13 protein-coding genes and 1 pseudogene are annotated in these 14,868 nt (G+C 38.5%); 9 read left to right on the plus strand and 5 right to left on the minus strand.

Annotated features, from left to right (window positions below; translation table 11 throughout):
* The first annotated feature begins 2 nt into the window (after positions 1–2).
* The gene (locus EL244_RS09240; protein WP_336426523.1) at positions 3–650 is read left to right on the plus strand and encodes a DUF4139 domain-containing protein; all 648 of its coding nucleotides are present in this window, start codon (positions 3–5) and stop codon (positions 648–650) included.
* Positions 651–725: 75 nt separating this feature from the next.
* On the opposite strand, the gene EL244_RS09245 is transcribed toward EL244_RS09240, so the two are convergent.
* Positions 726–1,676 carry an SGNH/GDSL hydrolase family protein gene (locus EL244_RS09245; RefSeq protein WP_126460449.1) on the minus strand — a complete coding sequence of 317 codons (951 nt, stop codon included), beginning with the start codon at positions 1,674–1,676 and terminating at the stop codon, positions 726–728.
* Positions 1,677–1,841: 165 nt separating this feature from the next.
* Here EL244_RS09245 and ydfG point away from each other — a divergent pair, with 165 nt between their 5' ends.
* The 3 genes from ydfG to EL244_RS09260 all read left to right on the plus strand — a co-directional run bounded on the left by ydfG (position 1,842) and on the right by EL244_RS09260 (position 3,335).
* Positions 1,842–2,588, plus strand: coding sequence for a bifunctional NADP-dependent 3-hydroxy acid dehydrogenase/3-hydroxypropionate dehydrogenase YdfG (gene ydfG, locus EL244_RS09250; protein ID WP_126460451.1), 747 nt, complete (start codon positions 1,842–1,844; stop codon positions 2,586–2,588).
* Positions 2,589–2,741: 153 nt separating this feature from the next.
* Positions 2,742–3,047 (plus strand): DUF1283 family protein, encoded by a 306-nt coding sequence (locus EL244_RS09255; protein ID WP_419179617.1) that lies wholly within the window; start codon positions 2,742–2,744, stop codon positions 3,045–3,047.
* A 51-nt stretch (positions 3,048–3,098) separates the two neighbouring features.
* The gene (locus EL244_RS09260) at positions 3,099–3,335 is read left to right on the plus strand and encodes a DUF1161 domain-containing protein (protein WP_039854040.1); all 237 of its coding nucleotides are present in this window, start codon (positions 3,099–3,101) and stop codon (positions 3,333–3,335) included.
* Between the two features lie 75 nt (positions 3,336–3,410).
* Here the strand turns inward: EL244_RS09260 and bioD are convergent, their stop codons facing one another.
* The 3 genes from bioD to EL244_RS09275 form a co-directional block, all read right to left on the minus strand.
* Positions 3,411–4,088, minus strand: coding sequence for a dethiobiotin synthase (gene bioD, locus EL244_RS09265; protein ID WP_006812954.1), 678 nt, complete (start codon positions 4,086–4,088; stop codon positions 3,411–3,413).
* 142 nt (positions 4,089–4,230) lie between these two features.
* A complete protein-coding gene (locus tag EL244_RS09270) occupies positions 4,231–5,442 on the minus strand; it encodes an ROK family protein (protein WP_126460453.1) in 1,212 nt (403 codons plus the stop codon).
* A 101-nt stretch (positions 5,443–5,543) separates the two neighbouring features.
* Positions 5,544–6,458 carry a LysR family transcriptional regulator gene (locus tag EL244_RS09275; protein WP_126460455.1) on the minus strand — a complete coding sequence of 305 codons (915 nt, stop codon included), beginning with the start codon at positions 6,456–6,458 and terminating at the stop codon, positions 5,544–5,546.
* 152 nt (positions 6,459–6,610) lie between these two features.
* Between EL244_RS09275 and EL244_RS09280 the strand changes: the two are divergent.
* Together EL244_RS09280 and tus are read left to right on the plus strand one after the other, a co-directional pair.
* Positions 6,611–7,833: pseudogene (locus EL244_RS09280) on the plus strand (MFS transporter).
* A 285-nt stretch (positions 7,834–8,118) separates the two neighbouring features.
* Positions 8,119–9,027: a DNA replication terminus site-binding protein gene (tus, locus tag EL244_RS09285; RefSeq protein WP_126460461.1), complete on the plus strand. Its 909-nt coding sequence runs from the start codon at positions 8,119–8,121 to the stop codon at positions 9,025–9,027.
* A gap of 60 nt (positions 9,028–9,087) precedes the next feature.
* On the opposite strand, the gene fumC is transcribed toward tus, so the two are convergent.
* Positions 9,088–10,485, minus strand: coding sequence for a class II fumarate hydratase (gene fumC, locus EL244_RS09290; RefSeq protein WP_039854038.1), 1,398 nt, complete (start codon positions 10,483–10,485; stop codon positions 9,088–9,090).
* A gap of 179 nt (positions 10,486–10,664) precedes the next feature.
* Between fumC and manA the strand changes: the two genes are divergently transcribed.
* The 3 genes from manA (at position 10,665) to add (ending at position 14,734) form a co-directional block, all read left to right on the plus strand.
* Positions 10,665–11,840, plus strand: coding sequence for a mannose-6-phosphate isomerase (gene manA / locus EL244_RS09295; RefSeq protein WP_126462797.1), 1,176 nt, complete (start codon positions 10,665–10,667; stop codon positions 11,838–11,840).
* 109 nt (positions 11,841–11,949) lie between these two features.
* Complete coding sequence (locus EL244_RS09300; RefSeq protein WP_126460463.1) at positions 11,950–13,599, plus strand: YdgA family protein; 1,650 nt, start codon at positions 11,950–11,952, stop codon at positions 13,597–13,599.
* Between the two features lie 133 nt (positions 13,600–13,732).
* Positions 13,733–14,734 carry an adenosine deaminase gene (gene add / locus EL244_RS09305; protein WP_112836818.1) on the plus strand — a complete coding sequence of 334 codons (1,002 nt, stop codon included), beginning with the start codon at positions 13,733–13,735 and terminating at the stop codon, positions 14,732–14,734.
* Positions 14,735–14,868: the final 134 nt, after the last annotated feature.

Genomic DNA, 14,868 nt, shown 5'->3' on the forward strand with positions numbered 1-14,868 from the left:
GCGTGGGTATTGCTAATTATGTGTCTACTGATACTAACGGCGTGAATTTAAGCTATAACATTGATTTGCCATATAGCCTCTCATCGAGTTTGCAATCTAAAACGATTACAATCAAACAAGCAGATATCGCTGCAAAATATCGCTATACAGCAACCCCGAAATTAACTGAAGAAGTCTATTTAGAGGCTCAAATTGATGATTGGGATACACTAAATTTATTAAATGGTCCTGCTAATATCTACTTTATGAATAGCTACGTAGGTGACTATTATGTGAATTCAGGACAACTTACTGACACTTTAGATATTCCATTTGGTGTGGATGAAAATATTCAAATCTCTCGAATTAATAATGCCTCTATGCGTAAAAAACCAACCTTCATGGGTTCTACTGTTGAACAAAAAGAAAGTTTCCTGATAAAAGTAAAGAATACGCGTAATAATGAAATTAAATTGTCGGTATATGACCAGTTACCTATCAGTCAAGACGCGGATATTAAAGTCCTAAATGTTGATTATAACGAAGGTAAATTGGATGATAAAGAGGGGAAAGTCGAATGGAACCTAACGTTGAAACCGCAAGAAAGTGTTGAACTACCCCTAAGTTATACATTGAAATACCCTAAGAATAAGCAAGTAAACGGATTATAAATTCAGTATCATGCAAGGTGCTTTTAGTACCTTGCTTTTTAACTTTCAAGCCATCCATGGCTATGCTATTACAAATTATAAAAATTTTTCCTTTATGAAATTTTCAAACTCATAAGCAAGAATGGCATGGACCTCTTCTGATGGGTGAACTCTATCATTAAATATATGCTTATGATCAGAGACCATTTCATCTATTTTATTTAATTCGACATAACTTCCGCTGTAATAGCTCTTATCGATTACATATCCGGGTAATTCTTTGGCTTCTTCAATAACTGATTCAAAGATTTTGTTGGTATCGAAAAAGTGAATTTTAATATCTTTATTTTTAGAACTCATCTCATTAACTAAGCTACGAACTTTTTCATTATGCTCCATACTTAAGGAGGTTAACCTCGCTCGTTGTTCGTTAGTTTTGCTTTTAGCTGATGGCGTATGTGAGATATCAGGTATTCCAGCAATAATAATATTTTTAGTGCCTTTTTTTATTAATTTAGTCATATTGGATTTTTGTGCTTTTATCACCCTATCCACATCATCTTTCTTGTATGTCATATAATCATTTGCACCTGCCATCATTATCGCTAAATCGTTTTTCGTTGTTTTTACCTTTTTTAACTGTTTTTTAATACTTGACAAAAAATGGCAGGCAAATCCCTCTTTAAGCTTATAGTTCCCTGCGACAGCACCACCATAAGATAAATTCACACATTTATTAAAGAGTAAATTGGGTTTGCTTAAGTGGTCAACCCAGGTGAATCCATTGGTGAATCGGCCTTTATAATATTGAATTGCTGAGGGGAAAATCCTTTTGAATCTTTTAAAAATATTTCCTGAATCTGAAAGGCTATCACCTAGAACAATCAGTTTATCAAAGTTATTTAATTTCTCATTTGTATTTTTTATTGAAGTTATATTATCTAATTTTATATTACTCACTCTATTTTTTTCTATGCATTTTTTTAATAACAGATATCTATTATCATTGCAGTGGCTGCTATTTATGCTATCTATATATAACTTCATATCATTTACCTTATTTTAAATATTGCAGAAGATCCTATATATATATCCTCTCTACTTCTTTAAAAAAAGGATGATATTCTAACCAGTTAAAGGGACTTGGAAGACTCCCGAAGAAAGAGTTAGAATGAATCAATAAATAAACAATGATAACAACATGAGGCCCCTATGATTATTTTAGTAACCGGTGCAACATCAGGCTTTGGTGAGGCAATTGCACGTAAATTTATTCAGCATAATTTCACCGTAATCGGTACAGGGCGCAGAACAGAAAGATTAAATGCCTTGCATCAAGAATTAGGTGATAAATTTTATCCGTTAACCCTTGATATTCAAGATAGAAATGCTATTCATCACGCAATTTCTAACCTACCTTCTCACCTTAAAAATATCGATATATTAGTCAATAACGCGGGATTGGCTTTAGGATTAGAACCCGCTTTTGATGCCAATCCGGATGACTGGGAAGTGATGATCAACACGAATACAAAAGGGTTGGTGAACATGACTTACGAAGTATTACAGGATATGGTCGAGAAAAACCACGGGCACATTATTAATATTGGATCGACTGCAGCTTCTTGGCCATATAAAGGCGGTAATGTTTATGGTGCGACTAAAGCATTTGTAAAACAGTTTTCTTTAGGATTACGTGCAGACTTATACGGTAAAAAAATTCGAGTTACTGATATCGAACCGGGTTTAGTTGGGGGGACCGAGTTTTCCAATGTGCGCTTTAAAGGGGATGATGATAAAGTCACCAATACGTATAAAGGTGCTGAGGCGTTAACACCAGACGATATTGCTGAAACCGTTTTTTGGGTTGCAACACTCCCAGCCCACATGAATGTGAATACATTAGAGTTGATGCCGGTATGTCAAACATTCGCAGGATTAACCGTTCATAAACAATGATAATTTTTCGTACTATTCTATAAAGACGAACCCCTTGATTTTTAGCTATACTCCGTTAATACACTTAGCTTGATCACAGAAGGAACTTACATGAGCACGTCAATGCAGTTTATTAAAAAGAGCCTTACCGCGATTTGCTTTTGCCTTCCACTAATGGGAATGAGTGCCGCGCAAGCCGCTAATACCTCTTGTACAGCTGGCAGCACCTGTGTCTCTGTCGGTAGCGGTAATGATCCTCTTAATAAGGAACAAGCTCGCCAAGAAAAAGAACAGTGGGATGAAACTAAAATGCTACGTTCTAAAGTGAATAGTCGTACAGAAAAAGAATTCGATAAAATCGATGCCGCATTTGATGCAAAAGATAAATGTGAGAAAAGTTTAAATCTGAATGCCTATTGGGAGCCCAATACTCAACGTTGTCTTGATGTAAATAGTGGTCGTCCAATCGCAAATCCGTAATTTGTTGTCATGGTTTTGATGTGGCATAAACGTATTAAAGTAGGATAAATGATGAAAACCAAAATTGTAATACCCTTATTTTTAGCGCTTTTAGCCCCTGCTTTTGCTCACGCTTCATGTGAAAGCGTCATTGAGGAAATTAGGCAAAAAATCATAAATAATGGCGTACCCAAAGATGGTTTTAGTTTAGTTGCGGTTCCCAATGATGAAGTTGACCCTGCTAAAGGGCAAGTTGTTGGACACTGCCAGAATGATACTTATAAAATCATTTATACTCGTCATCAGTAAATCTTCTAGTATTAATTTTTTCCACAAAAAAGGGCACTCATTCAAGTGCCCTTTTATTTTGATTACGTAGATAAGTTATAGAGCAGGAACGCCAACGAATTCTTGCAGTTTTTCCCCATCTAAATAATGCCCTAGCTCTTTTTCTTCAGGACGTAATAAATATGGGATTTCACCAAGCAATGGTGCTTTGATGTGCTGCTGCATACGTTTGATGATTTGAGCGTAATGAGCTAAGCCAGGGTTAATTCTGTTTGCGACCCAGCCAATTAACGGCAACCCGTCATTTCTTATTGCTTCAGCGGTTAATAGTGCATGGTTAACACAGCCATGCTGAATTCCTACTACTAAAATAACACCGACAGATTGCCCTTTCAGCCAATCTGCATAGAAAGTATTATCATCAAGCAGATAACGCCATCCCCCATTACCTTCAATAACCACCGTATCACATTGCTCATGAAGACGGTCTAATCCTGATTTTATTTTATTGAAATCAATTTTATTTTCATGGCTATAGTTATCATCAAGCCTAACTGGGTTCACATCATCATAAGAAACCAGATCTTTCGATACGCTATGAATGAATAAAGCATCTTTATTACGCTTCCCTTCGGGCGTATCGATGCATTGATCTGCAATAGGTTTATATCCTACAGCCTTAATTCCTTGATTATTTAGTGCTTGTAATATTGCTAGTGTCGATACCGTCTTCCCGACATCTGTATCTGTCCCGGTAATAAATAGATTCATCATGTTTTTTCTATCCTGAAGTGACAGACTGTGTGGCAGCAAAATGCTGTAAAAATGACATGAATTCAGTTTATGGGAATGGGAAAATAAGAAGTTTGCGTTAGCTCAATTTTGTGTAAGATAATAAGAACTTTATCGAATTGTACTAACCTTGTAATAATTTTAGTAACAACGAACCATCATATAATGAGTGATGAATAACCGCAGTTTCACTTTCTTTAATAGAAAATGTTGACTTTTCAATAAGTAATTTTGAACGATACAAGGGATTTACATATAAATTGATATAATGATGCAATTGGGTATACCAATATTCATCTGAACTATTTAATGGGGAATTGATAAGAATAAGTTGAGTGCCGAGTATATTTATCATCATTGCTAACGGGTGTGCTAATTGCAGAGCAACAGAATCCAGTATTTTTAAGCATAATGAATCTGCAATATTTGCTCCCTGACAAATAGCTTCAATATTTATTTCTTTTTGGTTTAATATCGACGCCGGATAATCTGCAAGCAATATTCTCGCTTGTTTTAATATGGATGAAACGGATACCAATGTTTCTAAACACCCTTTTCCACCACAATAACAATCAAGTCCCTGTAAGATCTCTACAGGAATATGACCAAATAAAATAGGATGTCGGGTACTGGAATCTAAAGATTTTTCCTGATTGAGTACGGCAATATTTACTACATCATGTAGCTGCAAATAAATAATATTTTTGCTTCTTCGCTGGGTTGAATAACTTAAATTATCCATAAGCGCTAATGCGTTTACTGAGGGATTCAAGTAAACGGGTAATCCAGTTTGTTCTGTCAAATAATTGCTAATCGGCAATGCATCTAAATCATAATTTGGTAATCTATAAATGACACCTGAAGATGAATCTAGAATACCATCGAGTAGAATGCTAATTGCGGTAACTCGCTCCAAGCAATCCTTATTTTGTTCAAAAAACAGATTCATTATCGCAGATAATTGCAGGCAAAATTGTTGATTTCCTTTCACGTCAAAAGAATAACTATTTACTGCAAGAGTCTTCGAGCTAATTTCTTTGAGTGAAAGTGTCAGTTGATTGTTTTCAATTCGGATTGCAAGAAATTGCCAGCCTTCACTTTCTGTCACTAGACCGATGGCCGGACGCCCTCTCAAACCCAATACTGGAAACTCACGCTCTTGAATGAGGTGTGCATCCATTAATTCACGGGTGATTTTAGTAATACTTGCGGGCGCGAGTTGAGATTGCTTAGACAATGCAATACGAGAAATTGGACCATGCTGAGCAATAACTCGGTACACAATTCCTGTATTCAATTGTTTAATTTGATCAATGTGGCCCGTTTGATTTGTCATTTTTAGCTCAGAATTCGTTATAACGCTACCCGTGATTATGCCCTATGCGCTGAAATTCATGACTTCATTTACATACAAAATGTGATATATATCTCGTTAATCTATTGATTCGATTGACCGACAATATTGTGTAATAACAATTCCGTTAGTTTCTTCGCTGCAGCTGGCTGGGTGCGTCTTGTATTGTAAACTAACCAAACTTCTGATGTGGCCTTACTGTTCGCTAACTTGAGGTACCTCACACCATCAATTTTCATTCGAGTGAAAGACTCAGTGATAATTGATATCCCCATCCCAGCAGAAACTAATCCTAAAATAGTCATTGCCTCACCAGCTTCTTGAGAAATCGTGGGTACAACGCCCTCAGAAGCCAGCAAATGATTTATTTCATCATATAATGCCGTGCCCACCTCCCGCTCAAAGAAGACCAGAGGATAAGCTGCGAGTTGCTGAATACTAACGCCAGTATCTTCATAAGCTAACAATGGGTGACCTTCATAAACTGCCACCATAAAAGGCTCTTTAAACAGTAACTGATAATCAAGTTGCTCAGGTAATATTGTATTACGCATGATGCCAATATCAATTCGCCCAGTTACTAGCGGAGGAATTTGCTGTTTAGTGTTCATCTGGTGCATGTGAATTGATACGTCGGGATAAGCTTCACGGTATTGACGTAAGCTCATCGTGACCTTGTGCATAAAGGGTGTCGTCGATGTAAAACCAATAGAAAGTTCACCAAGTTCGCCCTTTTCCATTCGAGCGGCTTTGGTCGCTGCGGCATCGACTTGCCCCAAGATTTGATAGGCTTCTTTTAAGAACATAGCCCCAGCCGGGGTTAGTGCAACATTCCGATTATTTCGTTCCAGTAATTTCGCATTGATTTTCTCTTCAAGCATCTGAATTTGTTGACTTAATGGAGGCTGAGATATATGCAGGCGTTCGGCTGCTCGCCCAAAATGTAGTTCTTCTGCGACCGCAATAAAATAGCGTAAATGGCGTAGTTCAATATTCATGGTGATTGATACTTTAAAAATATTATTATGTATAATTAATATATTAGACAAAAAAGTTGAAACTTTCTATTCTTTGATCGAAATCAAATGAGTTGCACCATCAAGGAATACCTATGGAACCGTCATCAAATCGCCTTTCAACGAACACCATCATGGAGGATAAAACGACTAAAACCTTGATCAGCAGCGATCCAAAAAGCATTATATCCAACGGGATGATGCTCTCTATCTGCGGGTGACACTCTCATTTTTTACCGTGGGCTTTGCAACTTTCGCCCTCCTATATTTTGTCCAGCCAATTTTACCGATGTTATCCGCCGATTTTAATGTTTCTCCGGCAACTGCAAGTTTATCACTCTCACTCAGTACTGGGCTGATGGCGCTGGGTTTACTGGTTACTGGGCCTATTTCAGATGCTATTGGCCGTAAAAATGTGATGGTGATATCCCTCACATGTGCAGCAATATTTACGTTAATGAGTTCAGTAATGCAAAGCTGGCAAGGAATATTGATTGCTCGAGCATTAGTTGGTCTATCTTTAAGTGGTGTTGCGGCGGTTGCGATGACCTACTTAAGCGAAGAAATCCATCCTAGCTATGTAGCCCTCTCCATGGGACTGTATATTAGCGGTAATTCGATTGGTGGAATGAGCGGGCGTCTAATGACTGGTGTCGTAGCTGATTATTATTCTTGGCGGGTTGCGGTCGTTATTTTAGGCACTTTAGCGTTAATTGCCGCAATTGGTTTTTGGCGTTTATTACCCCCTTCCCAACATTTTAGGGCCACCTCTCTTAAACCTAGAAATCTTTGGGTTAATCTACACTTACATCTACGAGATAAAGGATTGCCTTGGTTGTTTATTGAAGGTTTTGTGCTGATGGGTGCTTTTGTCACAATGTACAACTATATTGGTTACCGTTTATTGGAGCCACCCTATAATTTTAGCCAATCAGTTGTTGGATTTTTATCTATTATCTATTTAACAGGCACTTATAGCGCAACAAAAACGGGTAGCTTAACTCAGAAATACGGTTATGGCAGAGTGCTCATCGCTGCTATTGGTATGATGCTCATTGGCGTGGTATTAACGTTACACCCAAACATATGGATAATATTGACGGGTATGACTGTGTTAACCGCTGGTTTTTTTGCAGGACATTCGGTAGCTAGTAGTTGGGTTGGTCGTCGAGCCAAGCGTGCCCGCGGACAAGCTTCATCTCTTTACCTTTTTAGCTATTACGCAGGTTCCAGCATTGCAGGTACATTAGGTGGGGTTTTCTGGTCATTTTATGGATGGAATGGCGTCGCATTGTTCATTTCGGTAATTCTATTACTTGGTGTAGCTATCGGCTATAAGCTGAAGAATAAATGCTAGCGGCTAATATCGAGCTTATTTTTAGCCAATAGCTAGAGAGCCTGAACATCGGCATTATTTATATTCCGGTAATAATGACGATGTTCAGGCTAAATTTAGATAATACATTGATATTAAATTGGATTATAGAATATAACCCTTTCAGTATGAATCGTAATAAGAGTATAATCACGAAGGTATCCCTAGTTCCTCTCTTCCTGGTTGAAATTAATTGATAAACACGGTAGCTAATGTTAGTTTTGGTTTATTACCAATATGAATGTTGTAACTAAAGAAGGCTCTGTGATGAGTAAAAAACAAGAATTAGTCACTCATTTTAATCAGTTAGAATTCAGCATTAACCTGTTTTGTCATCATCTAACTAAGCAAGACCGCGTTCAGGCCTGTGTGTTCAGTTTGCCTGAAGTCCTTAAAGGTGATGAACATAACGAAGTTTCCTCTATATTTGTTGATAAACACGTCGGAACCGATGCTATTAACCATACTATTGAGCTATTTAAGTTGCTCTTTATCCACAATAAATCTGAATCAGTTAGTAATAAAGCGGCAATTCGTTTGCCTGGTGCCATCGTTATCGAAGCATCCCTACCCGATTACCATCTCTTTCAATCGTTAATAACCGATATAAATCAATTAAAACTAAGCATAAAAAATATCGTTACACAGGTTGAAGAATCTCATCGTTTTGAGTTTATACGAGAGAGCCTTCATGGGTTATTAACCCTTAATACCTATCGAACAATCACGTCGATTGTAGATGCGGATACGGTTCGCTTTGGGTGGGCAAATAAAAAAGTTATTAATAAAGTCACTCAAGAACAGATGCTTAGTCGATTACAGGCTAGTTTAGAAAGTGGTCGAACACCTTCTCATATGCAGAGGGAACATTGGCAGTTGCAATTGGAGAATGAAATAGCCTTGATCCGCTCTCTTCCTCATGATGCCATTTTAAAAACCCAGCGCCCTGTGAAAGTTCAGCCCATCGCCAGAGTATGGGATAAAGAGAGCCAGAAACAGGTTCAGTATCCTTGTGCAACACCATTGCTTATCTTTGCCGTAGAGAAAAGTCTCGAAGATATTACGGTTGGTGAATTATCAGATTACCATGTTGATCAGATTGCGCTACGCCATCGACCACGTTCTAAACCTGTAGAATTACTCATTCCAAGATTAAATTTGTATATCGAACGATAAAAAAAGCCCCGATTCTATTGTTAGTATCGGGGCTGACCTCAATTTATTGTGATGGATAAATTAAGATTTCATACTTCCAACCATGTCTTCAGGACGAACCCACTCATCAAATTGAGCTTCAGTTAAGTAGTTCAATTTCAGTGCGGCTTCTTTCAGGGTAAGACCTTCTTTATGAGCTTTTTTAGCAATTTCAGCGGCTTTGTCATAACCAATGTGGGTATTTAAAGCCGTTACCAGCATCAGAGATTCATGCAGTAATTTTTCAATACGCTCACGGTTTGGTTCGATACCTTCAGCACAGTGCTCATTAAAGCTACGCATACCATCCGCGAGTAAACGAATAGATTGTAAGAAGTTATCAATAACCATTGGGCGGAATACGTTCAGCTCAAAATTACCTGAAGCACCACCGATGTTAACAGCTACATCGTTACCCATCACTTGTGCGCACAGCATGGTTAATGCTTCACATTGTGTTGGGTTAACTTTACCTGGCATGATTGAGCTGCCTGGTTCGTTTTCAGGGATTGATATTTCACCAATACCACAACGAGGACCTGAAGCTAACCATCTAACATCATTTGCAATCTTCATTAATGATGCAGCTAAGCCTTTCAGAGCCCCGTGAGCATGAACTAATGCATCACAGGTCGCGAGTGCTTCAAATTTGTTTGGTGAAGTAACAAATGGTTGACCGGTTAATTCAGCAATTTTCTTCGCCACACGTACCGCATATTCAGGATGCGTGTTTAGACCCGTACCAACCGCGGTTCCACCTAGTGCCAGTTCACAAACATGTGGAACTGAGTTTTCAATATGCTTTTCATTGTGAGCCAACATTGCTGCCCAGCCAGAAATTTCTTGGCCTAAAGTCAATGGAGTAGCATCTTGTAAGTGAGTACGACCAATTTTTACGATATCTTTGAATTCTTTCGCTTTCGCGTCGAGAGTTTTGTGCAGAACTTTCAGTTCTGGCAGGAGATGTTCACGGATCCCTACAACCGCAGCAACATGCATTGCTGTTGGGAAAACGTCGTTAGAGCTTTGGCTCTTGTTAACATCGTCATTAGGGTGAATCAGACGGTCATTACCACGTTGACCACCTAGAATCTCGCTACCACGGTTAGCTAGCACCTCATTCATGTTCATGTTACTTTGAGTACCAGAACCGGTTTGCCAGATAGCAAGAGGGAATTCTGTTGGGTGTTTGCCAGCAAGCACTTCATCTGCCGCAGCGATAATTGCGTCACCGCGATCTTTTGGCAGCAAACCTAAATCCATGTTCACACTTGCCGCTGCTTTTTTAGTCACCGCTAATGCGTGAATTAAGGCAACAGGCATTTTTTCTACAGAGATACGGAAATGTTCTAAAGAACGCTGCGTTTGCGCGCCCCACAAGTGGTCAGCAGGTACTTCAATTGGTCCCATTGAGTCTTTTTCAATGCGAGTGGCTGCCATTACTAGCTCCTTAGGTACATACTCAGAATAATTGATTTTAGAATCATCTGCTTGCAGGTAAGCAAATAACCGAGCAGTATAATGCCACAAATTGAATTTCAATTATGAGACTTGGTCGAGCTTATTGTACTGTAGTAAAAAGGAAATTAGTTGATTTTTGCAAAAAAGAGAATTTCGTTATGCTGAAAATGATAAACAAAGTCCAGAACTATGATTGGGGTAGTAAAACCGCCCTGACCCAACTGTATGGTTACCCAAACCCGGACAATTTACCTATGGCAGAACTTTGGATGGGAGCCCACCCAAAGGCAAGTTCTGAGGTGATTTCACCGCAAACAAATCAAAAAGTTTCACTTGAATCATTGATCAATGATGACCCAGAGCGAATTTTAGGGGCGAAAGTTGCTAAACACTTTGGTCGCCTACCTTATCTTTTTAAAGTTTTGTGTGCTGCACAACCATTATCAGTGCAAGTACATCCAAATAAAGCCTATGCTGAAGCGGGATTTGCTAAAGAAAATGCAGCTGGAATTCCTTTAGATTCCCCTATTCGTAATTATAAAGATGATAACCATAAGCCAGAATTGATCTATGCTTTAACGCCATTTAAAGCCATGAATGCGTTTCGTCCTATCGACGAAATTGTCGAATATTTAGATTTTATCTCTGCAGCCCATCCTGATATTCAATTATTTATTCAAGAGCCAACCGAAGAGAAACTAGGAAAATTATTTGCACAGATTCTTAATTTGACTGGTGAGCAGAAAGATCTCGCATTAGGTGTATTAAAAGCTGCGCTAAATAGTAAACAAGGTGAACCATGGAATTCAATCAAGCAGATGACAAGTTTATATCCCGATGATAACGGGCTATTTACCCCTCTTCTACTAAATATCGTTGAATTACAACCAGGTGAAGCAATGTTTTTGTATGCCCGAACACCTCATGCCTATTTAGAAGGTGTTGGCTTAGAAGTTATGGCAAACTCTGACAATGTATTGCGCGCAGGTTTGACCAGTAAACATATTGATACAAAAGAACTGATTGATAATATTGATTTTAAGTCAACTAAAGCTCGCGATTTGCTCAATATCCCCGAAAAATCTGGAAATGTCTGGAAATATAAGATCCCAGTGGAAGATTTTTCATTTAATATATATTCTATTAGCCGCTCGGGAGTATCCATTACTAATAATAGTGCTTCAATTTTATTCTGTATTGAAGGCGAATTAGTGTTACGCACTGGTACTCAAGAAATAAACATGAATTCTGGTGAATCTGTTTTTTTACCTGCCTATGAGGATAACCTTTCCATTTATGGAGATGGTAAGTTGGCTCGAGTGTTTAATATTTAGTGTCATATTCTGTATTTAGCCGTTTACACACACAGTAAAACGGGTAATAAAACTTATATTATTTATACGTAGGTACGCTACGCTCGTACTGAAAGGATGGATGTCTACAATGAAAAAGTCATTAGTTGCGGTTGGTGTTATCGTTGCTCTAGGTGCTGCATGGACCGGTGCATCATGGTATACAGGCTCTAAAGTTGAAGCTGAACTGAAAAAAGTCATTGATAAATCAAATGAGTTTGTTACAGCAAACGATCCTAGCTCAGACGTCAGCTTTAAAATGGAAAACTACAAACGTGGCGTTTTCTCTTCTCAAGCAGACATCGTGATTGGTTCAGCAGGTAAACCTGATGAAAATATCGTATTCAAAGCAGATATTGCTCATGGTCCATTACCATTAACGCAAGTTGCTAAATTCAACTTAATGCCTAAATTAGGCGCAGTAAATGTTGAATTAGCCAATACAGCAGCAACTAAAGAGCTGTTCGAAGCTACCAAAGGTAAGCCATTCATGAATGGTACTGCGGTTATCGGTTACAGCAAAAATGTTGACTCTAACATTGAACTGATTCCTCTTGAATATGCTAAAGATGACAGCAAATTCTCGTTCAGCGGTGCAAAATTAGATATCTCAACAGGTACTGACTTAGAAACTGTTGATGCATTATTAGTCACTGATAGCGTCGTTGTTAGCAGTGCAAATAATTCAGAAGCCATTACCATGAAAGGTCTAAAACTGTTTTCTAATGTGAAGAAAACTCAATACGGTTTCTACACAGGTAAACAAGAGTTTGTTATCGCTGATACTGACGTTAACATCCCAGAGACTAAATTCTCTTTCAAAAACCTAAGTGTTGCTAGTGATACCTCAATTAACGGCGAAGACGTTAAAGGTAACATGACTTACAAAATTAGCGATGTTAAAGCATTAGAACAAAACTTAGGTTCTGGTGAATTAACTGTTGCTATCGAAAAATTAGATGCGAAAGCATTAGGTAAATTTGTAGAGCAATATAACAAAGCGTTAGCTGAAGGCTTAGCAAGTGGTAACCCATCTGAAGCAAGCGAAGCTATCGCAATGCAAATGCTCACCACAACTTTACCAGAGTTAATGAAAAGCAAACCAGTACTGACTGTTAGCCCGTTCTACTGGAAAAATGAAGCTGGCCAAAGCTCTATCGACCTGAATATCACTTTCAACCAGTGGAATCAGGACGAAGTCACTTCATTAGCAATGTCTAATAAAGTTGATGAAGCATTCAAAAAGCTGATCACCTCTTTTGACTTCAGCATGAAACTGAACAAGCCAATGATTATTGAGTCAATGACTCAAGCAATGATCTTAGATGGCGGTATTCCAGCGGCTGCAGAAGATAAAAAAGCCATCCAAGAACAAGTTACTGCTGAATTTGAAGGTGTTCAACAAATGTTGACTGCTGACATGTTCTCTAACCCGTTCGAAGAAATGTTCATGACTGACGAACAGCGTGCAGAAAAAGCAAAAGAGAAAAAACATCCTTGGATGATCGATAGCGAAAAAGATTTAACAATGACTGTTAAATTTGCAGGTAATGACCTGACTTTCAACGATGACAAATATACCTTAGCTGAATTCTTAACTAAGATGAAAATGATGTCTGGTCCAGAAGATACTATGGGCTACGAAGAAGAAGCTCAACCTGCTGAAGGCGCTGAAGTTAGCGAGCAAGTATTAGAAGTTGAGCAACCAGCAGAAGCACCGGCTGCGCCAGCTGCACAATAATTTATCCTACGATAAATTGATTAAACGCCAGTCTTTATGACTGGCGTTTTTGCTTATATTAACTATATTTTTCATTGCTTTTTATGTAATTACAGACAAAATGGGGGCAGAACATTCATAAGGATCATTTATTGTGATAAATAGACAACTCCCTTTAACCGATATCCATCGTCATCTTGATGGAAATATTCGTCCTGAAACTATTCTTTCCCTTGCACAGCAACACAATATCCAACTTCCGGCTGATGAAATTGAAGCATTAAGACCTCACGTCCAAATCATGGGGCAAGAAGCTGACTTGGTTGGTTTTTTAACTAAATTAGATTGGGGTGTTGCAGTATTAGCAGACTTAGATGCCTGTAAACGTGTCGCATTTGAAAACGTTGAAGATGCATTTAATGCTGGTATTGATTATGCAGAATTACGTTTTTCCCCCTACTACATGGCAATGAAACATCAGCTTCCTGTTGAAAGCGTTGTAGAAGCCGTTATTGATGGTATTGCTGCAGGCTGTCGCCAGTATGATATTAAAGTTAATTTAATCGGTATTTTAAGCCGTACTTTCGGTCAACAAGCCTGCGCTCTTGAACTCGAAGGTTTACTGGCTCACCGTGATAAGCTTTGTGCACTTGACCTTGCTGGTGATGAACTGGGCTTCCCCGGTGCTCTATTCGAAGAACATTTTATTAAAGCACGTAATACCGGACTCAATATTACTGTTCATGCAGGTGAAGCGGCTGGAGCTGCAAGTATATGGCATGCTATCAAAGAATTAGGTGCTCAGCGTATTGGTCATGGTGTTAAAGCTATTGAAGATCCAGAACTTATCGAGTATCTGGCTAAGAATCACATTGGCATTGAGAGCTGTTTAACCTCCAATATCCAAACCAGTACCGTGGCTTCACTTTCTCAGCATCCACTGAAAACATTTTTATCTCATGGTGTATTGGCTTCAATTAATACCGATGATCCTGCCGTTCAAGGCATTGAGCTTCCTTATGAGTATAATGTTGCAGCCCCGCAAGCTGGCCTAACCTCGAGTGAAATTGAGCAAGCACAACGAAATGGTTTAACCATGGCATTTTTATCCGAAAGTGAAAAAGCGGAATTGACACGTAAAGCGGCTAATCGCTAACCCTTCTGATCTTTGGGCAGATATCCCATTCTGCCCTGTTTAACCTTCTCTTTTATAGTTAATTTGCACTGATGCCCATGTTCTTCTTTGTTATTACCCCATCTGTATGTTGTAACTAAATTATCGGTATTAAT

It is taken from the genome of Providencia rustigianii (assembly GCF_900637755.1).
GTDB classification, from domain to species: domain Bacteria; phylum Pseudomonadota; class Gammaproteobacteria; order Enterobacterales; family Enterobacteriaceae; genus Providencia; species Providencia rustigianii.

Excerpts from the sequence above, each read along its gene's own strand:
- EL244_RS09245 (WP_126460449.1), bottom strand. The coding sequence starts at position 1,676 with ATGAAGTTATATATAGATAGCATAAATAGCAGCCACTGCAATGATAAT.
- ydfG (WP_126460451.1), top strand. The coding sequence starts at position 1,842 with ATGATTATTTTAGTAACCGGTGCAACATCAGGCTTTGGTGAGGCAATT.
- EL244_RS09255 (WP_419179617.1), top strand. The coding sequence starts at position 2,742 with ATGGGAATGAGTGCCGCGCAAGCCGCTAATACCTCTTGTACAGCTGGC.
- EL244_RS09260 (WP_039854040.1), top strand. The coding sequence starts at position 3,099 with ATGAAAACCAAAATTGTAATACCCTTATTTTTAGCGCTTTTAGCCCCT.
- bioD (WP_006812954.1), bottom strand. The coding sequence starts at position 4,088 with ATGATGAATCTATTTATTACCGGGACAGATACAGATGTCGGGAAGACG.
- EL244_RS09270 (WP_126460453.1), bottom strand. The coding sequence starts at position 5,442 with ATGACAAATCAAACGGGCCACATTGATCAAATTAAACAATTGAATACA.
- EL244_RS09275 (WP_126460455.1), bottom strand. The coding sequence starts at position 6,458 with ATGAATATTGAACTACGCCATTTACGCTATTTTATTGCGGTCGCAGAA.
- tus (WP_126460461.1), top strand. The coding sequence starts at position 8,119 with ATGAGTAAAAAACAAGAATTAGTCACTCATTTTAATCAGTTAGAATTC.
- fumC (WP_039854038.1), bottom strand. The coding sequence starts at position 10,485 with ATGGCAGCCACTCGCATTGAAAAAGACTCAATGGGACCAATTGAAGTA.
- manA (WP_126462797.1), top strand. The coding sequence starts at position 10,665 with ATGCTGAAAATGATAAACAAAGTCCAGAACTATGATTGGGGTAGTAAA.
- EL244_RS09300 (WP_126460463.1), top strand. The coding sequence starts at position 11,950 with ATGAAAAAGTCATTAGTTGCGGTTGGTGTTATCGTTGCTCTAGGTGCT.